This is a genomic window from Kitasatospora sp. CB01950 (assembly GCF_001905465.1).
Lineage (GTDB): Bacteria > Actinomycetota > Actinomycetes > Streptomycetales > Streptomycetaceae > Kitasatospora.
Genome location: NZ_LISX01000019.1, coordinates 55,314 through 77,079, shown reverse-complemented (window position 1 = coordinate 77,079; position 21,766 = coordinate 55,314). Strand labels below are relative to the sequence as shown.

The window sequence follows — 21,766 nt, the reverse complement described above, 5'->3', positions numbered from 1 at the left end:
GTGAGGCGGCGGGCACCGGGCGCCGCGCGGGCCCGCCGCCGGGCACCCCGCCGTCAGGAGGCGAGCGGGCCGGGCGTCCGGTGTCGGGCGGAGACCGCGCGCAGCTCCTGACGGCCGGACACGCCGTGCGCCACGTACAGTCTGCGGACTCTGCGGTACAGCGAACGCTCGGAGCAGAACAACTCGTCGGCGATCCGGGCGATCGGCAGCGGGCCGCAGAGCAGACGGAACAGTGCAGCGTCCTCGCCGCCGCCCGCGGCGGCCGGGGCCGGCACGGCGGCCGCGGGCGCGGACCAGCCGGTCAGGGCCGGCACCTGGTCGGAGTCGGCGGTGGGGCGGGCGAGGCGATCGGCCATCGCCCGCAGCACCGCCCGGTACTCCTGGGGAGGGATCAGGACATTCAGCACCGAGGCCGCGCCGGCCTGGATCGCGCGCTGCGTCCCCTGGCCGACCAGGTCCGCGACCACCCCGAGATGGGTCACCAGCGGATGGGCCTCGACCAGCTCCCGCAACTGATCGATCTGCAGGTCGTTCAACGCCGGAACGACGGCGACCTTGCCGCCGATGGACAATGCCGCCCCGACATCCGCCGCATAAACCCACCGAACCGGGAAATCCGCCACCAGGCGGGCGTACGGAGCGGTTGTCCGGCGTAGCTGCTCATGCACGACAAAACCCGGACAGTCGTACACGAATTGATCTTGAGGTTGATCGGATCGGTCGATTTCACGCCCTGCCTGGATGTTCCTCACTCGCGGGGCCTCGCTGCACTGGGCCATCTTGCGCATGCGTACTCCGTCCTCTGGAGGGCAGCGCGCCGCGTCGGCGGAGAACCCGCAAGAACGCCGGGCTCCGCGAGGGTCGGGCGGAGTGGCGGATGTGCCGACAGTCGGCAGTCATTCCCCCAGTTCGTGATGGTCCTTTTCTGCCCGAAACTAGTCGGTGATCCTATGTTCCTGTCATGCAGAGGTCAATAGATATTGACTTCCCTCGGTAATGTCCGAATTTCATCCGCCCCCTCGCGGGTGCGGTGGCTCCGGCGTGGGGATCCTGTGTACATCTGTGTACAAATGGCACCCCGCAATTCCGCCTGCCCCTGCCTGCCCCTGCTCCCGCATCGGTGACGGCATCCGGAACTACCCTGGCGGCCATGGATTGGCTCGAACGCGTGGTGAAGCTGAGACGGTGGGCGAACAACGGCTCCCGGGCTCCGCACAAGCCGTTGCTGCTGCTGTACGCGCTGGGGAGCTACCAGCGGGACGCCGACGGCGAACTCCGGTACAGCGTGGTCGAGGAGGAGCTGAAACGGCTGCTGGTCGAGTACGGGCCCTCGAACCCGACCACGCCGGCCTATCCGTTCCACCACCTGGTCAACGACGGCGTCTGGGAGGTCCGGACCGACCGGGGAGAGGGCAGCCCGGGCGCCGGCATCGGGGTCCTTCGGTCCAGCGGGGCCGCCGGGCGGCTCGCGCCCGGGCTGAGGGCGGCGCTGCGGCGGGAGCCTTCGCTGTTGGGGCGCTTGGTGAGGGTGCTGCTGGACACGCACTTCCCGCCGTCGCTGCACCAGGAGCTGTGCGAGGCCGTCGGGCTCGATCTGGAGGGGGCCGAGACCGGGACGGTCGGCGGGGCCGGTGCGGCGGCCCGGCGGCAGCGTGATCGGCGGATGCGCGAACTGATCCTCACGGCCTACGAGTTCCAGTGCGCGTTCTGCGGCTACGACGGGATGCTCGGCTCCACCTCGGTCGGGCTGGAGGCCGCGCACGTGCGCTGGTGGTCGCACGACGGGCCGGACGAGGTCGACAACGGCCTGTGCCTGTGTTCGTTGCACCACAAGCTGTTCGACAAGGGCGTCCTCGGGCTCGGTGACGATCACCGGATCCTGGTCTCGCAGCGGTTTGTCGGCCGCAGTGAGGCGAGCCGGCAGCATGTGCTCGGGCTGGTGGGGAGGGTGGTCATCGGGCCGCAGGCGGGGGCCGCGCGGGTGGCCGGGCGGCACCGGGAGTGGCACGTGCGGCAGGTGTTCCACGGCGCGGCGCGGGTGTCGGAGCGCCTGGTGGGGTGAGCAACAGGGGTGCGCTGTCGGGTCATTGCACCCCCCGCGTGCAACATCTGAGGGCTCTTGTGCATCTATTAGGGGAGAAAAGCTCGGAAGGGCCGGGCGGCGGGGGTGTGTTGTGATACGCGGACAGTCCGGGACCGTCGAGCCGGTGGCGGGCGAGGGCGAGGGGAAGGTGCCCCGGCAACGCTCGGGGGGCAGGGGGCAGGACGGGGGCCGGCGGGCGGCGCGGAAGGAGCGGGGCCGGCGGCACCGGGGGCTGAGGATCGTCGCCTGGAGCGTGGCGGGGCTGGTGGTGCTGACCGTCGGCACGGGCGGGTACCTGTACATGCGGTACAACGGCAACATCAAGTCCGCGCCGCTGTTCGCGGGCGAGAGCGGCGACGCGGGGCACGAGGTGCCGGACGCGTTCGGACGCACCCCGATCAACGTGCTGGTGATCGGCTCGGACTCGCGCGACAACCCGGAGGACTGCGCGATCGGCGGCGACTGCGGCCCCGGCGCCAACGCCGACGTCCAACTGCTGATGCACATCTCGGCGGACCGCTCCAACGCCACCGTGATGAGCATCCCGCGCGACCTGATGACCGACCTTCCGGTCTGCAAGGACGAGAACAACAACAAGTCCAAGGGCGGCCGCGGCCAGATCAACTCCACCCTGGCGTACGGCCCCGGCTGCACGGTGGCCGCCGTGCACAAGCTCACCGACATCCCGATCGACCACTTCGTCAAGGTCGACTTCGTCGGCGTGATCAAGATGTCGGACGCGGTGGGCGGCGTCCCGGTGTGCGTCAGCGACAACGTCTACGACCCGTACTCGCACCTCAAGTTGAGCCAGGGCAAGCACACCCTGAAGGGCATGGCGGCGCTGCAGTTCGTCCGCACCCGGCACGGCTTCGGCGACGGCGGCGACCTCGGCCGGGCGAGCGCCCAGCATGCCTTCCTCGGGTCGATGATCCGCCAGCTGAAGAGCGCCGGGACGCTCACCGACCCGAGCAAGGTGCTGTCGCTGGCCGACGCCGCCACCAAGGCGCTCACCGTCGATCCCGGCCTGGACGGGATCACCAAGCTGGCCGGCCTGGCCGACGACCTGAACAAGGTGCCGCCGTCCCGGGTCACCTTCACCACCATGCAGACCGGCGCCGACCCGCGGGACGACAACCGGCTGGTGGCCGGCCCCGACGCGGCCAAGCTGTTCGCGACGATCAAGAACGACCAGTCGCTCAGCGGCGACCAGAACGGCGCGAACAGCGCTCCCTCCTTGCCGCCGCCCGCCGATCCCGCGAGCCAGCCGCCGTCCCCGCCCGCCAACGGCACGCCCCGCAGGAACATCGCCGTCGTGGTGAAGAACGGCAGCGGCGCCGAGGGCCGGGCCACCGCCCTCGTCGACGTGCTGAAGGGCGCCGGGTTCTCCCGCGAGACCACCACCGGCAAGAGCACCCCGGCCGAGCACACCACCGTCCGCTACCCGGCCGGCAAGGAGGGCGACGCCCAGCAGGTGGCCGCCGCGCTCGGACTGCCCGCAGGCGCCGTCGAGGCGGGCAGCGGCAGTTCGATCGAGCTGCTGATCGGCGCCGACTGGAAGGAAGGCACCAGCTTCCCGGCCGGCGGCCCGGCCGCCCCCGCCGACCCGGCCGCCGCGCTCAAGGGCGCCGAGGCCACCACCGCCGACAAGGACGACACCTGCGTGCAGGTCAGCCACGAGAACACCGTGAGCCTGCCCCGCTACGGCGGCATGACCCCGATCAAGGCGTTCGACCGCAGCCCGGAGATCCCGGTCTCCGCACCCTGACGAGGCGTCAAGCACGACTCCGGTGGCGCGACGCCCGCGCCCGCAGCGCCACCGGAGCGGCGAGCGCCACCGTGTGCGGCAGGCGCTCGCCCGGTGCCCGCAGATCCGCGACGAGCGGCCGGAACAGCGGGGCGTCGAGCAGCAGGGCGAGCGGCCCGGCCTGCGCGCAGGCGGTGGCGGCTCGAACGGGACGGCGGTGAGGGTGCCCGCCGAGGTGTCACCGACGCGCTCGGCCGCAGCGGCGAGGCGGTGGGCGCGCTCGTCCCCGGGGTGGGGACCGTCCAGCTCATCCTGGACCGGAACACCCACGCCTTCCTCGGTGAACGCGTCGTCGGAGAGGCCGGGTCGGAGACCGAGGGCAGGGTGAAGTCCAACAGTGCGGTGCGGACGTTCGCGATCGTCGACAGAGCCGATCAGCTGCCTTCCTGACCGACCGGAGGCGGTTCCGCGGGGTGTCCCGCGGGGCCGCCTCTCGGCGTGGGCGGGGCAGTATCGGTGGGACGGGTGGGGCAGATAGGGGGCCGATAGGCGGCCCGGTTCGGGGGGATAGGGGAGGCCGGGAGAGTAGTGCTCACAAGAGGCGAACCTCCGCCGAATCGTGAGGACTCGGATGATGATCGATTACCAGAACCGTACGGCGTCGAGGGGGACGGCGTCCCCCCTGGCGGCGGAACTGTCCAGCGTGGTCAAGCGGTTCACCAACGCCAAGGGCGAGGTGTTCACCGCCGTCAACGGGCTGGATCTGCGGATTCGGCGGGGCGAGGTGGTGGCGTTCCTCGGGCCGAACGGCGCGGGCAAGACCACCTCGATCGACATGCTGCTGGGGCTGACCCGGCCGGACGAGGGCGAGGTGCGGCTGTTCGGGGTGAGCCCCGAGGAGGCGGTGCGGGCCGGGCGGGTGGCGGCGGTGCTGCAGTCCGGCGGTCTGCTGCCGGACCTGACGGTCGAGGCGACCGTGCACATGCTGGCCTCGCTGCACCCGGGCGCCGACCCGGAGCGGTGCATGGCGCGGGCGAACATCACCGAGCTGCGGGCCCGCCGGGTGGCGGCCTGTTCGGGCGGTGAGCAGCAGCGGCTGCGTTTCGCGCTGGCGCTGCTGTCCAAGCCGGACTTCCTGGTGCTGGACGAGCCGACCGCCGGCATGGACGTGGTGGCGCGGCGGGACTTCTGGGCGGCCGTCCGGGAGGACGCGGCGCGCGGCATGACGGTCATGTTCGCCACCCACTACATGGAGGAGGCGGACCAGTTCGCCGACCGGGTGGTCCTGATCAACAAGGGTGCGGTGGTGGCCGACGGCTCGGCCTCCTCGATCCGCGCGGCGACCAGCGGCCGCACCGTCTCGGCGGTGCTCAGCCCGTACGAGGCCGGCGTGGTCTCCCGGACGCCGGGCGTGCGCTCCAGCGCCGTCCGCGGTGAGCGCACCTACTTCACCTGCACCGACTCGGACGCGCTGCTGCGGGTGCTGGTCGCCGAGACGCAGGCGCGGGACATCGAGGTGGCGCCGCGCAGCCTGGAGGAGGCCTTCATGGCCATCACCGAGAACGCCGGCCGCGCCGACAGCGCCGCCAACGCCCAGAAGGAGACCGTCTGATGGCCGCCGTCACGGCGCCCCCCGCCGCCCGCACCTCGATGTTCAACGGGGTGAACGCGACCTTCGTCCGCCACGAGCTGCGCCGCCGGTTCAACCGGCAGACCGCGATCTTCACGGTGCTGCTCCCCGCGGTGCTGTACCTGGCGCTGTTCCGCACCGCCCCGTCCGGCGGGGCCGACCTGCCGCACGGCAACTTCGCCGCCTGGATGATGATCGGCCAGGCGGTGTACGGCGCGGCCACCGCGGCGGTCAGCTCGGCCGCCACCATCTCGGTGGAGAAGTCCGTCGGCTGGATGCGGACCATCGCGATGAGTCCGCTCACCCCGCCCGGCTACCTGCTGGTCAAGGTGCTCTGCTCGGTGCTGATGGCCGGCGTGCCGGTCGCCATCGTGGGAGCGCTGGGTGCGCTGACGGGCGCTCACGCCGACGCCGGTGTGTGGGTGATCTCGCTGCTGGTGGCCTGGATCGGCGCCGCGGTGTTCGCCGCGCTCGGCATCGGCATGGGCCTGGCGATGAAGCCCGACGTGGTGATGCACATGCCGGGCCTGACCATGACCGCGCTCGCCTTCCTGGGCAACCTGTTCATCCCGCTCAGCGGCGTGATGCTGGAGGTCTCCCGCTACACCCCGATGTACGGGGTGGCGACGCTGGCCCGGTACCCGCTGAACGACGGCTTCTCGTTCCACGGGGAGCACTCCAGCGTGGCCGGCGCGGTGTTCAACCTGCTGGCCTGGTTCGCCGGCTTCTCGTTCCTGGCGATCCGCCGCTTCCGCAAGTCCACCGGCCGCCCGTAGGCACGCCGCACAACGCCGGGCGTTCCCGCGCCCGGCGCAGGCCCCACTCGAAAGGAGGTTCGAACAAATGTTCGCATTCATTGCGCCGGGTCAGGGCTCCCAGACCCCGGGCATGCTGGCCGCCTGGCTGCGCGACCCGGCCACCGCCGAGCGGGTGCGGGCCTGGTCGGAGGCCGCCGACCTGGACCTGGTCCACCTCGGCACCAAGGCCCCGGCCGCCGAGATCGCCCGCACCGAGCACACCCAGCCGCTGCTGGTCGCCGCCGGACTGCTCGCCCACCACGCTCTGGCCGGCACCGTCCGGCCGGGCGCGGCGGTGGCGGCCGGCCACTCGGTCGGCGAACTCACCGCCGCGGTGTACGCCGGGGTGCTGGAGCCCGCCGACGCGGTCCGACTGGCCGCGATCCGCGGCCGGGCGATGGCCGCGGCCTGCGCCGAGGCGCCCACCTCGATGGCAGCCGTGGTCGGCGGAGAACAGGACGAAGTCCTGCTCCGTATCGCCGAGTTGGACCTGACCGCAGCGACCTTCAACGGCCCCGGCCAGATCGTCGCGGCCGGTCTCGAAGAGTCCCTCGCGGAGCTCGTCGCCGCCCCGCCCGCCGGGGCCACCGTCAAGCCGCTCAGCGTGGCCGGCGCCTTCCACACCCCGTTCATGGAGTCGGCCCGGCAGACCTTCGCCGCTGCCGCCGAAGCGGTGCCGTTCGCCCCGCCGAACCGGCTGCTGCTGTCCAACGCGGACGGCGCACCGGTCGAGGACCCGGCGGAGATCCGCCGCCGCCTGGTCCACCAGGTGGTCAGCCCGGTCCGCTGGGACCTCTGCCTGGACCGGCTGGGCGAACTCGCACCGGAGGTGACGGTCTCGCTGCCGCCCGCCAAGACCCTCGCCAACCTGCTCAAGCGCCGGCACCCCGGGCTGGACGTGCTGTCCGTCAACACCGCCCGGGACATCGCCCGGGCCCAGGAGCGGCTCGCCGCCGCCGAGCTCAGCGAGGGAGTGGCCGTCCATGCCGGTGTCTGACCTGCTCGAATACCCGCTCCTGGAGCGGGCCGACCACCCCGCCGTGATCGACGCCGACGGCACCCTGACCTACCGCGAGCTGGGCGGCGACGTGGACCGCGCGGTCGGCTGGCTGCGCGGCCAGGGCCTCACCGCCGGCGAGCGGGTGGTGTACGTCGGCGGCAACGACCGCTCCTTCCTGGCCCTGTTCTGGGCCACCCTGCGGATCGGGGCGATCTTCGTCCCCGTCCACCCGGAGCTGACCGACCAGCAGATCGACCACATCGTCGCCGACTCCGAGGCCGCGCTGGCCGTCTGCCGCCCCGAGGCCGGCCGCCGCGCCGCCCGCACCGTCGAGGTCGAGGAGGCCTGGCAGCAGGTGCTCGCCTCCGTCGAGGACGGCCACCGCGCCGACATCGACGAGGACGCGGTCGCGATGCTGATCTACACCTCCGGCACCACCGGCCGCCCCAAGGGCGTGGTCTGCCCGCACCGCCAGATGCTCGCCGCCCTCGACGCGATCAACGCCTGCCTCGGCTACCGCCAGGACGACGTGGTGCTGTGCCGGCTCCCGCTCTCCTTCGACTACGGCCTCTACCAGGCCCTGCTGTCCGCCCTGGTCGGCGGCACCCTGGTGCTGGCCCGCCGCAGCGAGGACGTCGGCCTGCTCCGGCTGGTCGAACGCACCGGCGTCACCGTCGTCCCGCTGGTGCCCTCGCTGGCCCAGATGCTCCACCTGCTGCAGTCCAAGCTGCGCCGGCCCACCAAGGTGCGGCTGTTCACCAACACCGGCGCCCGCCCCGGCCGGGCCGTGATGGCCGAGCTGCTGGAGGTCTTCCCCGGCTCCGAGTTCGCCTCGATGTACGGCATGACCGAGTGCAAGCGGATCTCCATCCTCGATCCGGACGAGTACGCCGAGCACCCCGACTCGGTCGGCCCGCCGATCCCCGGCGACCGGGTCCGGATCGTGGCCGCCGACGGCACCGGGCTCGGCCCCCGCGAGACCGGCGAGATCGTGGTCTGGGGACCGACCGTGATGGCCGGCTACTGGCGGATCCCGCTCGAAGCGCAGAACCGTTTCATCCGCCGCCCGGACGGCTCGCTGGAGCTCCACACCGGCGACCGCGGCTGGGTCGACGAGGACGGCCGGCTCTACTTCGTCGGCCGCGACGACGACGTGATCAAGCGCCGCGGCATGCGGATCGCCCTCACCGAGATCGAGGACGCCGCCGAACGCCTCCCCGGCGTCACCGCCGCCGTCGCACTGCGCCCCGAGGAGGAGGGCGGGCCGCTGCTGCTGGCCGTGCACGGCGCCCTCCCGCCGGAGCAGGTCCGGGCCGCGCTGGTCGGCCGGCTCGACCCCAGCCGGATGCCCGACCGGGTCGTCCCGCTGGACACCGTCCCACTGACCGCCAACGGCAAGCCGGACCGGGCCGCCGCCAAGCGCCTGGTCGAGGCCGCCGCAGCCGAGGCCGCCGCAGCCGCGGAGACGGCCGCCGCCACCGCAGCCGCCGTCGCGGCCGAGCACCACCGAATCCACCAGACCGTCACCGCATCCCCGAGGGGCAGCCATGAACCAGTCGCAGTTTGATCAGCTCGTCGAGCGGATCTGCTCCGTGCAGGTCACCGACTCCGAGACCCCGCTCGTGGACCTGGGCGTCGACTCGCTGCACACCATCGCCCTGGTGATGGCCGTCGAGGAGGAGTTCGGCATCGAGGTCGACCCCGATGCCCTCGCCGATCCGGCGCTGGCCTCCCCGGCCGGACTCTTCCGCTACGTGCAGACCTGGGCCGCCGACGCCGCCCCGGCCCGAGTCTGAGGGACCGCCGAACCATGTGGACCGACACCAGACCCGCGGCCGAAATGCCCCGGCTGTTCGAGAAGGGCGGGGACGTCATCTCCCTGGCGGGCGGACTGCCCGACCTGGACGTCCTCCCGCTGGGAGACATCTCCCAGCAGCTCGCCCGGCTCGTCCGCCTCGGCGGCAAGCTCGCCCTGCAGTACACCACCCCGCACGTCGCCAAGGCCCTCGTGCCCGCCGTCGCCGACCTGATGGCCCGTGAGGACGGCCATGCGGGCGCCGACAACCTGATCCCGACCAGCGGCTCCCAGATGGGCCTCACCGCCGTCGCCCTCGCCCTCGGCACCCCCGGCGACACCATCCTGGTGCAGACCCCCGCCTACCCCGGCGCCACCGCCGCCTTCCGCACCGCCGGCCTCGAACTGCACGCCGCGGCGGAGGACTCCGAAGGCCTCTGCCCGCAGCAACTGCGCACCACTGTCCGGGAGTTGCGCGAAGCCGGCGGCACCGTCCGCCTGCTGTACGTCAACCCGACCTTCCAGAACCCGACCGGCGCCACCCTCTCCGTCCCGCGCCGCGCCGAGATCCTCACCGCCTGCCGCGAGCTCGACCTGCTGCTGATCGAGGACAACCCGTACGGCCTGCTCGGCTTCGACGGCACCACCACCACGCTGTTCCAGGCCCTCGACCCGCAACAGGTGGTCTACCTCGGCACCTTCTCCAAGATCTTCGCCCCCGGCCTGCGCTCCGGCTGGATCGCCGCCCCCGAGCACCTGCGCCACGACCTCGCCCGGGTCGCCGAGATCATCTCGCTCTCGCCGTCCGCCCTCGCCCAGGGCACCCTGGCCGCCTACTACTCCCGCAACGGCTGGACCGAGCTGATCGACCGCTACCGGGAGAGCTACCGCGAGCGCTGCACCCTGATGGCCGACGCGCTGGACGCCGAGCTCGGCGCCGACAGCCCGTGGACCTGGCAGCGCCCCGGCGGCGGCTTCTACCTCTGGCTGCGCCACCGCGACGGCGTCGACGCCACCCGCTACGCGCAGGCCGCCGCCGCCCACGGCATCTCCTTCGTCCCCGGCGGACACTTCTCCATCGACGGCGAGCACAACGACGGCATCCGGCTGTGCTTCAGCAACGTGCCCCGCAAGAAGATCACCGAAGGCATCGCCCGGCTCGCCGCCGTACTGGCCGAAACCCCCGCCGGGGCACGACAGTTGGCGGAGGTGTCGGGATGACCGCCCCCGCCGTCGAGGCCGCCCGCGCCGTGGACTGGGCGGACTTCGCCCCGCTCCACCCGCTGGCCGGCTCCGACTGGCAGGTCTGGGGCGTCGGACTGCTCCGCAACGCCGGCTTCCCGGTCTCCGGCCTCGACCTGATCGGCGGCGCCTTCGCCCCGGCCGCCGCCGCCCGGCTCGCCGCCGGCGAGGCCACCGCCGAGGAGTTCGACACCGCCTACCGCGCCGACGTCGACGCCGAGGCCGCCCGCCTCGCCGCCCTCGCCACCGACCCCAAGCTCCGGCTGGCGATCGCCTGGCAGAACCGCACCGTCTTCCGCATCCTCGACTCGCTCGCCGCCCCCGGCGGCAAGGAGACCAAGCGCCGCCAGCGCGAACGCACCCTCGCCATGTACTGGCTGCGCTACTGCGCCAAGGCCGAGACCATCGGCTTCTTCGGCCCCGGCGCGTGGATCGGCGTCGGCCGCACCGAGCAGGCCATCGGCATCGAGCACGGCCCCGCCCTGGTCGCCGCCGCGCGCACCTCGCTGGAACGCTGGACGGTCGCCGCGATCGCCGACTGGATGGCCGAACAGCCCGGCGCCCGCTGGTGGTTCCCGCCGATGCTGCGCCCCGACGTCCACCTGGACGGCGAGCAGCTGGTGCTCTCCAACCGCAAGACCGTCCGGCTCCGCCCCGAGGAGGGGCAGGTGCTGCGGCTCGCCGACGGCGACCGCAACGCCGAGCAGATCACCGACCTGCTGATCGCCGACCACGGCTGGGACGCCGCCACCGCCCGCACGGCCGTCGACAAGGCGCTGAACCGGCTGCTCCGGCAGCGGGTGCTCGGCTGGGACGCCAACATCCCGGTCGACGTCCGCGCCGAGGAGGTGCTGCGCCGCCGCGTCTCGGCGATCGGCGACCCCGAACTGTTCGTCCGCTACGACGCGGTGCTCGCCGAACTCGCCCGCCACAAGGGCGAGATCGACCGGGCGGAGACCGCCGAGCAGCTGGTCGAGGCGCTGGACGCGCTGGACGCGTACTTCGTGGAGACCACCGGCCAGGCCGCCTCCCGCGAGGAGGGCAAGGCCTACGCCGGCCGCACCCTGGTCTACCAGGACACCCTGCGGGACTGCCGGATGGAGCTCGGCCGGGACTTCCTGGACGGCATCGCCCGTCCGCTCGCCCTGGTCGCCGACGCCGCCGACTGGTTCGGGAACCGGCTCGCCGAACTGGTCGAGGCCGAGGTGGTCGAGCTGGTCCGCAAGGCCGCCGCCCGGCAGCGCCCCGGCACCGCCGTCACCCTCGCCGACGTCTGGCCGCAGACCCTGGCGCTGTTCTGGGGCGAGCACAACCACCCCGTGCAGCAGGCCGTCCGGGAGCTCGCGCTGAAGTGGCGCGAGGTCATCGGCGAGGTGCCCGAGGGCGCCACCCGGATCGACCTGAGCGTCGAGAAGATCGCCGCGAAGACCCGGGAGGTGTTCGCCACCGGCCCGGTGCGCTCCCCGCACCTCGCCGTGCACAGCCCCGACCTGCAGGTCGTCGCCCGCTCGGTGGACGCCGTCAACAGTGGTCGACACCTGGTCGTGCTCGGCGAGTTGCACGCCTGCCTGGCCACCCTCGACCTGCCGTTCCTGGACTGGACGGCCGACGCCGGCTCGCTGCGCGACAAGGTCAACCGGGCGATCGGCGGCGAGCGGCTGGTGCCGCTGCTGCCGGTCGGCTGGAAGCGCAACAGCGGCCGCATGGTGCCCGCCCCGATCGGCGCGGGCGACCGGCTGATCGGCTTCACCCGCGCCCCGTTCGACCAGCGGGACCGGATCGAGCCCGCCGTCGCCGTCACCCTCACCGAGACCGACGGCACGCTCACCGCGACCACCTCCGACGGCCGCACCCGGACCCTCTCCGAACTGCTCGCGGTGCTGATCTCGATCATCGCCTGCGACGCGTTCAAGATCGGCCTGGACCGCCCGCACGCCCCCCGGGTCACCCTCGACGACCTGGTGCTGTTCCGCGAGACCTGGCGGCTGCCCGCCACCGGCGTGGCCCTCGCGCCCAAGGCCGACCGGAGCCGCGACTACCTGACGGTGCGCCGCTGGGTCACCGACAACGCGCTGCCCGACCGGGCCTTCGTCAAGTTCCCCGAGGAGACGAAGCCCTCCCTGGTCGACTTCACCAGCCCGACGCTGGTGCTCTCCTTCGCCAACCTCGTCCGCCGGGCGGTGCAGTCGGACCCCGACGCCAGGGTGACCGTCAGCGAACCGCTGCCGGCCCCCGAGGAGTCCTGGCTGCCCGACGCCGACGGCGAGCAGTACGTCAGTGAGCTTCGGCTCCAGATCAGCCGAAAGGTGCCGGAATGACCGTGCTCGTCCCCGACGGCGCCGGGCTGCGGGTCCGCCCGCACCGTCCGTCGGACCCCGACATCGTCGCCACGATCGGCGGCACGCCGCTGGTGGCGCTGGACCGACTCTTCCCGCCGAGCCGCTTCCAGGTCTTCGCCAAGTGCGAGCGGTTCAACCCCGGCGGCTCCATCAAGGACCGCGCCGCCAAGTCGATGGTCGAGCAGGCCATCGCCACCGGACGGATCGTGCCCGGGGTCTCCACCGTGGTGGAGTCCTCCTCCGGGAACCTGGGCATCGCGCTCGCCCAGCTCTGCAACTTCTACCGGCTCGGCCTGATCATCGTGGTCGACCCGCGCACCACCCCGCAGAACCTCGCCATCATGCGGGCCTACGGCGCCCGGGTGGAGGTGGTCGAACACCGCGACCCCGCCACCGGCGAGTACCTGCCCGCCCGGATCGGCCGGGTCAGGCACCTGCTGGCCACCGTCCCCGACGCCTGGTGGCCCAACCAGTACGCCAACGAGGACAACTCGCGGGCTCACCACACCACCATGCGGGAGATCGTGGAGGCCCTCCCCGCCGCCCCCGACTACCTGTTCCTGGCGGCCGGCACCACCGGCACCCTGCGCGGCTGCGCCGAGTTCATCCAGGACCAGGGACTGCCCACCCGGGTGGTCGCCGTGGACGCCGTGGGCAGCGTGATCTTCGGCCCGCCGGAGCCCTGGGAGTCCTCGCACCGGCGCACCATCCCCGGCCACGGCGCGGCGGTCGTCCCCGCCCTGCTGCGCCCGGGCCTCGCGGACCGGGTGGTCAAGGTGACCGACTCGGAGTGCATCCGGGGCTGCCGCAGCCTGCTGGCCGAGGAATCCGTGCTGGCCGGCGGCTCGTCCGGCGCGGTGATCGCCGCCCTCCAGCAGTCCACCGACTGGATCGAGCCGGGCGCCACCTGCGTCGCCGTGCTCCCGGACGGCGGCGACCGCTACCTCGACACCATCTACGACGACCAGTGGGTCGAGTCCTACCTCCGGCAGTACCTGCCGCAGGCCGACCACGAAGAGAGCCAGTCATGAGAATCCTCGGCCGGGAGGACGTCCGGACCGCGCTCGCGGACCTCGACTCCACCGTCATCGACCTGGTGCGCAACGCCTACGTCCTGCACAGCCAGGGCAAGTCCGACCTCCCGTTCTCCACCTTCCTGCGCCCGCTGCACCGCTCCGAGTCGCGGATCATCGCGCTGCCCGCCTACCTCGGCGGACCGGCCCCGGTGATGGGCCTGAAGTGGATCTCGTCCTTCCCGGAGAACGTCAACCGCGGTATGCAGCGCGCCAGTTCGCTGTGCATCCTGAACGACCTGGAGTGCGGCTACCCGCTCGCCCTGATGGAGGGCAGCCAGATCTCCGCGGTCCGCACCGCGGCCGGCGCGGCGCTCGCCTCCGGGCTGCTGAACGCCGGACGCGAGGTCCGCACCGTCGGCCTGGTCGGCTGCGGCACCATCAACAACCAGGTGGTGCACTTCCTCACCCAGGTGCACGAGGGCCTGGAGACCGTGCTGCTCCAGGACGCCTTCCCGGAGCGGGCCAAGGTGTTCGCCGCGGAGCTCGCCGCCGAGTACCCGGACGTCGAGTTCAAGGCCGTGACGCTGGGCCAGGCGCTGACCGCCGACACCGTGTCGATCGCCACCACCGACTCCTCGTACTGGCTGGACCTGGCGGACTACCCGAGCCGCCCGGACGGGCAGGTGATCCTGCACCTGTCGCTGCGCGACCTGTCGGTCTCCTCGGTGCTGGGCGCCGTCAACGTCACCGACGACGCGGACCACGCGATCCGCGAGCAGACCTCGCTGCACAAGGCCGAACAGCAGGCCGGCCACCGCCGCTTCGTCACCGCCGAGATCGGCGCGCTGCTCGACGGCACCGCCGAACTGCCCGCCGCCCGCACCGTGGTGTTCGCCCCGTTCGGCCTGGGCGTGCTCGACCTGGCGGTCGCCGAGGCGGTGCTGAACCTCGCCGAGAAGCGCGGGCTGGGCACCGAGGTCGACGGCTTCGACCCGGGCAGCCACAAGGTCACCTCCAACCTCGCCGGGAGCGCGGCATGAGTCAGCAGCTGTTCACCGAAGGCACCAGGGCCGTCGTCACCGGGGCCTCCCGGGGCATCGGCGCGGCGATCGCGCTGCACCTGGCCGAGCACGGCTGCGACGTCGCGCTCAACTACCGCTCCAGCGCCGGCAAGGCCGAGCAGCTGGCGGAGAAGATCGAGGGCCTCGGCCGCAAGGCGCTGCTGGTGCAGGCCGACGTGTCCGACGAGGCGCAGGTCACCGCGATGTACAAGGAGATCCGCACCGCCTGGGGCGGCGTGGACGTCGCGGTCCTCAACTCGGGCATCACCGCCGACGGCCACTTCGCGGCGATGAGCGCCGCCAAGTGGCAGGAGGTGATCTCCACCAACCTGACGGGCGCCTTCCTGACCGCCCGTGAGGCCACCAAGCAGATGTACGCGAGCGGCGGGTCGATCGTCTTCATCGCCTCCACCTCGGGCATCGCCGGCCGGGTCGGCCAGGCCAACTACGCCGCCTCCAAGGGCGGGGTGATCGCGATGGCGAAGACCCTGGCCTACGAGGGCGCCCCCAAGGGCATCCGGGTCAACGTGGTCGCCCCGGGCTTCATCGACACCGACATGGTGAAGAAGGTGCCCCGCGCCCAGCTGAAGGAGGCCGCGGCGGCGATCCCGCTGGGACGGATGGGCACCCCGGAGGAGGTCGCGCAGGCGGCGGTCTTCCTGGCCAGCCCGGCGGCCTCGTACATCACCGCCAAGGTGCTCACCGTCGACGGCGGGATGCTCTACAGCTGACCCCTCGCATCGAACTGACGTTCCATCAACTCCCAACGGAAAGGCACATCATGTCCACCGCCACCTTCGAGGACGTCCGGACCCAGGCCGAGCAGCGCCTGGAGAAGAACCTCAAGATCAAGTCGATGATCATCGACCGCCTGGGCCTGGACGCCGAGGCCGAGGTCGTCTCCGACAACCAGCCGCTGTTCGGCCGCGGCCTGGAGATGGACTCGCTGGACACCCTGGAGATCGTCGTCATGATCAACAACGAGTACGACGTGCTGATCAGCGACGACGACTTCGAGGCCTTCGGCTCCATCAACGCCCTGGTCGACTTCATCGAAGCCCGCGAGGTCTGACCGTGGCCACTGCCGTCGCACCCACCCGGCCGGTCGCCAAGGAGAAGCCGAAGACCTTCGCCTACTCCTCCGACGACATCAAGCGGATGCTGCCGCACCGCTGGCCGATGCTGATGATCGACCGCGCGTACGACGTGGTCCCCGGCGTCTCCGGACGCGGCATCAAGAGCGTCTCGGTGAACGAGCCGTTCTTCGCCGGCCACTACCCCGACCACTCGATCATGCCCGGCGTGATGATCGTCGAGGCGATGGCCCAGCTGGTCGCCGTGGTCTACGTCGCCGAGCTGCTGGAGGCTCCCGCGCCGGCCGAGGGCGACCCGTCGTCGAGCGTCGGCTACCTCGGCTCGATCAGCTCGATGAAGTTCTCCCGGCTGGTCGTCCCCGGCGACCAGCTCACCCTGGAGGCCAAGCTCGGCCAGAAGCTCGGCGGCCTGCGCTCCGTCTCCGTCCGGGCCTCCGTCGGCACCGAACTCGCCGCCGCCGGCTCGCTGATCGTCACCACCGAACGCAAGGGCTGAGCCGTCCCCGGCCACCCCACCGGATCAGACAAGGAGGTGTGGAATGTCCATCACGATCCGCCCGTACCAGGAGGGCGACGCGCATGACATCGCCGAGCTGTACAACCGTCACCGCGACAACCCCAACCCGGTGGCGGGCGGAATCACCGGCGACGAACTCGAACGGGAACTCGCCGAACGCGACACCGCGACGTTCCTGATCGCCGTCGACGAAGGCCGGGTGGTGGGCACCTTCGGGCTGTTCCACAGCACCGGACGCCGCTCCGCCCGGGCCGGCGAGCTCATCGCCGACATGTTCTTCGTCGCCCCGGCCTACCGCAACGGCGTCATCACCGGACGGCTGTTCACCGAAGCCGTCGAATGGATGATGCGCTGCGGCTGCCTGGTGCTCCGCCTGACCGTCAACCCGGCCAACACCGTCGCCTTCAAGCTGTACCGGCGGGTCGGCTGCGTGTCGGTCGGCGAGACCATCCCCGGCGAGGACGGCAACGTCGAGCTGCACAACTACATCCCGCTGATCCTGCGCAGCGTCTTCCACGACCTCGACCCCGAGGCGCTGGCGGCGCTCGGCCAGCTCAGCAGCTTCGGCAACGTCGCCGGCGGCCGCGACGACGAACTCCGTTCCGACGTACGGGTGGTGGACGGAATCCGCACCGTCGCCTACGCTCTGGCCCTCGGCGAGTTCAAGCTCGACGCCACCATCGACGTGGACCGCGGCCTGATGCTGGACGCGGCGCTCACCACCCCCGACGGCGCCACCCGCCCGCTGAAGATCGCCGAACCGCCGTACGAGGTCCGGATCCAGGCGCCGGCCGAACCGCACCGCTTCGGCGACAGCGGCCTCACCGCCGAACTGGACACCGCCGAAGGCACCCTCACTGTGCACGCCGAGGGCCACCACGGACCGGTCTTCGTCTCCACCTGGCCCAGCGCCGAGGCCGACCGCTCGGCCGGCTGGCGCGAAGGCCAGGCCCGCGAGCTGGAGATCCACCCCGTCGAACACGGCGTCCAGGTCCGCGAGACCACCGGCGGCAACCAGGTCACCGGCACCCTCACGCTCCACCGGGGCGTGCTGGAACAGCAGTTCACCTGCACCACCCGGCCCGGCCGGATCTTCCAGACCGTCGGACTCCGCCAGGGCGACTTCGCCCTGACCGGCCCCGACGCCATCACCGTCCAGCACCCGATCGGCACCGGCATCGGCGTCCGCGACACCTCCGAGGTGGTCGCCGCCGCCCGGACCGCGCCGGCCGGATCCACCCTGGCCTGGACCGACGGCGCCACCCGGATCTCCCTCCCGGCCGCCGGACCGGTCCGGCTGATCCACACCACCCTGGTCGAACGCCACCTGGAGCCCGACGCCGACGGCACCGCCCGGCTGCGCACCGAACTCCGCACCGGCGCCGACCACGCCACCACCCCCCGCACCACCGCAGCGGCCGAACCCGCCACCGGCGAACGGAAGGTGACCGTCAAGGCGAACGCCGGCGGAATCACCTCCTGGACCGAGAACGGCACCAAGGTGCTGCGCAGCCCCGCCCCCCGCACCCGCGCCTTCGGCTGCAACCCGCGCTGGAGCGCAGGCGCCTGGGTCACCCTGGAGCACCACCGGCACTCGCTCGCCACCGGCCTCGGCTGGGGCGTCCCGACCGTCCACGAGTGGGAGCAGAAGCACCCGTTCGGCCTGGCCGCCCCGCAGGAGCGGATCAGCTGGGAGGTCACCGCCCCCGAGCAGGCCGCCGAGCCGGTCCGGATCGACGTCCACGCCCCCGGCGCGGACGAGGAGACGGTGCTCTGGCTCACCCCCGACACCCCGGCGGGCACCGCCGTGGTGCTGCACTCCGCCGGCCGGCGCCACGAGCTCGACGCCACCGCCTTCCGGCAGGTCTGGGCGTCCGCCGCGGCCGTCCGGCTCACCAGCGGCCAGTGGCTGCACCTCGCGCCCGCCACCGACGGGCCCGGCGCGCCGGAAATCGTCCTGCGCACCACCTCCTCCGGACTGCTGATCGGCTGCGCGGCGGCCGCCACCGAGGCCGCCTGGCAGCTGTCCGTCCACCCCGCACCCGCGATCTGACACCCCGTGAACACCCTCGAAAGGACCACCGAAGCCATGACCACCACCGTTGCCGTGCGCACCGCGCAGGACGACTACACCACCGTCCGCACCGCCATCGGCGCCTACCCGATCACCGCCCCGCTGGTCCGGATCTCCGGCGGCGACCGCTACGAGTTCCTCGACCTGTTCCTGGCCAAGTCCAGCGAGTACGTCGAGCCGGACTCCGTCCGCGAGGCGCTGGCGCTGAACCAGGACGGCTCGCCGTTCGCGATCCTGCTGCACTTCGAGATCGGCGACGACTCCTGGCTGCTGCCCCGCACCCCGGTCTCGATCGACGCCCTGACCGGCTACCTGGAGGCGCTGGACGCCCCGTCCGACGTCACCGTCGAGGTCGCCCCCGAGGGCTGGGGCGCCACCGCGTTCGAGGGCCCGAAGGCCTGGGCCGCGGCCGCCGCGTTCGTCGAGTTCGACATTTCCGGCCTGACCCTGCACGGCGTCACCGAGGCCAACGTCCCCGGCGAGCCCGCCGCGCTGGCCCACCTGGCCCGCGTCGGCACCACCGGCGAGTACGGCTACCTGCTGCTCTCCAACGCCCCCGAGGCCGGCCACACCGCCGCCGTCGACGCGGTGGCCGCCGAGGGCGGCGCCGAGGTCGGCGCCGAGGGCCTGGCCCGGGTCCAGGCCGAGGCCGGCATGGCGGTCTACGCCGCGGGCTTCGCCGGCCTGCCGGTGCACGAGGCCGACCTGGCCTGGATGGTCGACTGGAACCGGATCGGCGAGTTCCTCGGCTCCGAGGAGCTGGTCAAGCCCACCGCCGAGAACGCGAAGATCACCGCCCTGGCCGCCCCGGCCGGCGCCGCCTTCACGGCCGGCACCCCGGTCACCGCCGGCGGGCAGCAGGTCGGCACCGTCATCTGGCAGGCCCCGTCCGCCAACGCCGACGAGGAACTGATCGTCGCCCTGCTGGACGCCCCGTTCTGGGTCCCCGGCCTGGAGCTCTCCGCCGCCGACACGGACGGCGCCGGCACCCCGGTGCGCACCGTCACCCAGCCCCGCGTCATCGCCGCCTCGCTGACCACCCGGATCCACTGATGACCAAGACCACCGAACGCATCGCCCTCACCGGCCTGGGCCTGATCACCGGCGCCGGCGACGACGTCGAGAAGAGCTGGACGTCCATCTCCCAGGGCGTCTCCGGCATCCGCACCAACACCCTGTTCGACACCACCCAGCTGCTCACCGACTGGGCCGGCATGGTCACCGCCGAGCAGCCGGACGACCTGGACCGCTGCTACGCGCTGGCGGCCACCGCGATCCGCGAGGCCCTGCGCAACTCGGGCCTCGACCTGGACACCGTGGACCGCGACCGGGTCGCCGTCGTGGTCGGCTCCAGCCTCGGCGCGATGCCCACCCTGGAGAACGTGCACCGCGGCCTGGTGAAGGACGGCGTGCTGGACGCCGTCCAGGCCGCCGGCTCCCAACTCCCGTGCGTGGGCGACTTCATCGCCGCCGAGTTCGACCTGCGCGGCCCCCGCGTGGTGCTCTCCAACGCCTGCGCGGCCAGCGCCGTCGCCCTCGGCTACGCCGCCGAACTGCTCTGGAAGGGCGAGGTCGACTACGTCATCTGCGGCGGCGTCGACCCGCTGGCCCAGCTCTCCGCGTACGGGTTCTCCGCCCTCGGCGCGCTCGACCCCGAGCCGTGCGCGCCGATGTCCGCCTCCACCGGGCTCACCCTCGGCGAGGGCGCGGGCTTCATGGTCCTGGAGTCCGCCGAGCGGGCCGCCGAACGCGGCGCCGCCCCGCTCGCCGAACTCGGCGGCTACGGCCTCTCCTGCGACGGCTACCACCAGACCGCCCCCGACCCGAGCGGCAAGGGCGCGGCCGCCGCGATGGCCCAGGCCCTGCAGACCGCCGGCCTCGCCCCCGAGGACGTCGACTACGTCAACCTGCACGGCACCGGCACCCCCGCCAACGACGTGTCCGAGCCCAAGGCCGTGAAGCTGCTGTTCGGCGCCGAGGTGCCGCCCGCCAGCTCCACCAAGTCGATGCTCGGCCACACCCTGGGCGCGGCCGGCGCGGTCGAGGCGATCGTCTCCACCATGGCGATCGATCGGGGCATCATCCCGCCGACGCTCAGCACCCGCGGCGTCGACTCCCCGTTCGGACTGGACATCGTCCCGAACGCCGGGCGCCCCGCGCCGCTGGAAGTGGTCGCCTCCAACTCCTTCGCGTTCGGCGGCAACAACGCCACCGTCGTCCTCAACAAGCCCGGCCGGCCCGCCCGTTCGGCCCGGCGTACGCAGCCCGTGCACCACGTGGTGGTCACCGGCGTGGCCGGCCTGGCCGGCTCGTCCGCCTCCACCGCCGAACTGACCGCCGCGCTCGCCGCCGGCCGGGTCGGCTTCGACACCCTGGAGCAGGTCGCCGGCATCGGCGAGCGCCCGATCGGCCGGATCGACGTCAAGGCCGTCGCCAAGCGCCTCAACCCCAGCAAGGCCCGCCGGATGGACCCGCTGGGCGTGCTCGCCGCCGGCGCCGTCGGCGACCTGTACGAGCGGCACGGCAAGCCGTCCCGCGCCGAGGCCGAGGGCACCGGCATCGTCTTCGCCACCGGCTACGGCCCGGTCACCTCGGTGCTGGACTTCCACCACGGCGTCCTCACCAAGGGCATCACCGGCGCCAACCCGGCGACCTTCGCCAACACGGTCGTCAACGCCGCCGCCGGACACGTCGGCATGCTGCACCGCTACCGCGGCTACACCGCCACCATCGCCAACGGCGGCACCTCCTCCGTCCTCGCGCTCCAGCTGGCCGCCCGGGTCATCGCCCGCGGCATGGCCGACCGGATCATGGTCGTGGTCGCCGACGAGTTCCCCGAGCAGGCCCTGGCCACCCAGGCCCGGCTGCCCGGATACGCCAAGACCCCGCACGTGGTCCCCGGCGGCGGCACCGGCACCGTGCTCTCCGAGGGCGCGGCCGCCATCCTGCTGGAGTCCGAGGCCTCCGCCGCCGCCCGCGGCGCGAGCGTCCTGGCGGACGTGCGCGGCTTCGGCGCCTCCGGCGAACCGGCCGGCATCGGACGGATCGGCCGCGACGGCGAGGCCTGGGCCCGCGCCCTGCGCTCCGCCCTCGCCGAGGCCGACTCCACGCCCGAGCAGATCGACACGGTCGTCTCCGCCGCCTCCGGCTACCGCCTGGTGGACGTCGCCCAGTCCCGCGCCCTGGCGCTGGCGGGCCTCGCCGACCGCCCCGCGGTCACCCCCAAGGCCCTGCTCGGCGAGACCTACGGCTCGGCCGGCGCCCTCGGCCTGGTCGCCGCCCTCGCCGGCGACGCCCCCGCCGGACGCCTGCTGCTCTCCAGCTTCGCCTACGGCGGCTCCTACGCTGCCGCGGTGTTCGACGCGAGGCCGTGA

General features: G+C 72.8%; 18 protein-coding genes. 17 read left to right on the top strand and 1 reads right to left on the bottom strand.

The features are described 5' to 3' along the window. Positions 1-53 precede the first annotated feature (53 nt). Positions 54-788: a hypothetical protein gene (locus AMK19_RS31570; protein WP_143200506.1), complete on the bottom strand. Its 735-nt coding sequence runs from the start codon at positions 786-788 to the stop codon at positions 54-56. 362 nt (positions 789-1,150) lie between these two features. On the opposite strand from AMK19_RS31570, the gene AMK19_RS31565 reads away from it, so the two are divergent. The 17 genes from AMK19_RS31565 to AMK19_RS31480 all read left to right on the top strand — a co-directional run bounded on the left by AMK19_RS31565 (position 1,151) and on the right by AMK19_RS31480 (position 21,766). After that, positions 1,151-2,062 (top strand): phosphorothioated DNA-binding restriction endonuclease, encoded by a 912-nt coding sequence (locus AMK19_RS31565; RefSeq protein ID WP_073818503.1) that lies wholly within the window; start codon positions 1,151-1,153, stop codon positions 2,060-2,062. 274 nt (positions 2,063-2,336) lie between these two features. After that, positions 2,337-3,848 (top strand): LCP family protein, encoded by a 1,512-nt coding sequence (locus AMK19_RS31560; RefSeq protein ID WP_241844680.1) that lies wholly within the window; start codon positions 2,337-2,339, stop codon positions 3,846-3,848. Between the two features lie 613 nt (positions 3,849-4,461). Then, positions 4,462-5,439, top strand: coding sequence for an ABC transporter ATP-binding protein (locus tag AMK19_RS31550; RefSeq protein WP_073818586.1), 978 nt, complete (start codon positions 4,462-4,464; stop codon positions 5,437-5,439). Further along, on the top strand, positions 5,439-6,233 hold the full coding sequence (locus AMK19_RS31545) for an ABC transporter permease (protein WP_073818498.1): 795 nt from the start codon (positions 5,439-5,441) through the stop codon (positions 6,231-6,233). The genes AMK19_RS31550 and AMK19_RS31545 overlap by 1 nt, the downstream gene beginning before the upstream one ends. Positions 6,234-6,300: 67 nt before the next feature. Beyond that, on the top strand, positions 6,301-7,251 hold the full coding sequence (locus AMK19_RS31540) for an ACP S-malonyltransferase (protein ID WP_073818496.1): 951 nt from the start codon (positions 6,301-6,303) through the stop codon (positions 7,249-7,251). Next, on the top strand, positions 7,238-8,821 hold the full coding sequence (locus AMK19_RS31535) for a class I adenylate-forming enzyme family protein (protein WP_073818493.1): 1,584 nt from the start codon (positions 7,238-7,240) through the stop codon (positions 8,819-8,821). The genes AMK19_RS31540 and AMK19_RS31535 overlap by 14 nt, the downstream gene beginning before the upstream one ends. Then, positions 8,802-9,050 (top strand): acyl carrier protein, encoded by a 249-nt coding sequence (locus AMK19_RS31530; protein WP_073818489.1) that lies wholly within the window; start codon positions 8,802-8,804, stop codon positions 9,048-9,050. Before AMK19_RS31535 ends, AMK19_RS31530 begins: the two co-directional genes overlap by 20 nt. Positions 9,051-9,064: 14 nt before the next feature. Continuing rightward, a complete protein-coding gene (locus tag AMK19_RS31525; protein ID WP_073818487.1) occupies positions 9,065-10,270 on the top strand; it encodes an aminotransferase-like domain-containing protein in 1,206 nt (401 codons plus the stop codon). Next, positions 10,267-12,609, top strand: a complete 2,343-nt coding sequence (locus AMK19_RS31520) for a lantibiotic dehydratase (RefSeq protein WP_073818484.1) — start codon at positions 10,267-10,269, stop codon at positions 12,607-12,609. Before AMK19_RS31525 ends, AMK19_RS31520 begins: the two co-directional genes overlap by 4 nt. Further along, positions 12,606-13,661, top strand: coding sequence for a 2,3-diaminopropionate biosynthesis protein SbnA (gene sbnA, locus AMK19_RS31515; protein ID WP_073818481.1), 1,056 nt, complete (start codon positions 12,606-12,608; stop codon positions 13,659-13,661). The genes AMK19_RS31520 and sbnA overlap by 4 nt, the downstream gene beginning before the upstream one ends. Beyond that, a complete protein-coding gene (gene sbnB, locus AMK19_RS31510) occupies positions 13,658-14,686 on the top strand; it encodes a 2,3-diaminopropionate biosynthesis protein SbnB (protein ID WP_073818478.1) in 1,029 nt (342 codons plus the stop codon). The genes sbnA and sbnB overlap by 4 nt, the downstream gene beginning before the upstream one ends. After that, complete coding sequence (gene fabG / locus AMK19_RS31505) at positions 14,683-15,438, top strand: 3-oxoacyl-ACP reductase FabG (RefSeq protein ID WP_073818476.1); 756 nt, start codon at positions 14,683-14,685, stop codon at positions 15,436-15,438. Before sbnB ends, fabG begins: the two co-directional genes overlap by 4 nt. Before the next feature lie 50 nt (positions 15,439-15,488). Continuing rightward, positions 15,489-15,779, top strand: coding sequence for an acyl carrier protein (locus AMK19_RS31500; protein ID WP_035864774.1), 291 nt, complete (start codon positions 15,489-15,491; stop codon positions 15,777-15,779). Positions 15,780-15,781: 2 nt separating this feature from the next. Next, positions 15,782-16,297 carry a 3-hydroxyacyl-ACP dehydratase FabZ gene (gene fabZ / locus AMK19_RS31495; RefSeq protein ID WP_073818473.1) on the top strand — a complete coding sequence of 172 codons (516 nt, stop codon included), beginning with the start codon at positions 15,782-15,784 and terminating at the stop codon, positions 16,295-16,297. Between the two features lie 43 nt (positions 16,298-16,340). Further along, positions 16,341-18,371: a GNAT family N-acetyltransferase gene (locus tag AMK19_RS38340; protein ID WP_073818470.1), complete on the top strand. Its 2,031-nt coding sequence runs from the start codon at positions 16,341-16,343 to the stop codon at positions 18,369-18,371. Positions 18,372-18,407: 36 nt separating this feature from the next. Continuing rightward, positions 18,408-19,445 carry an aminomethyltransferase family protein gene (locus tag AMK19_RS31485; protein ID WP_073818467.1) on the top strand — a complete coding sequence of 346 codons (1,038 nt, stop codon included), beginning with the start codon at positions 18,408-18,410 and terminating at the stop codon, positions 19,443-19,445. Further along, complete coding sequence (locus AMK19_RS31480; protein ID WP_073818465.1) at positions 19,445-21,766, top strand: beta-ketoacyl-[acyl-carrier-protein] synthase family protein; 2,322 nt, start codon at positions 19,445-19,447, stop codon at positions 21,764-21,766. The genes AMK19_RS31485 and AMK19_RS31480 overlap by 1 nt, the downstream gene beginning before the upstream one ends.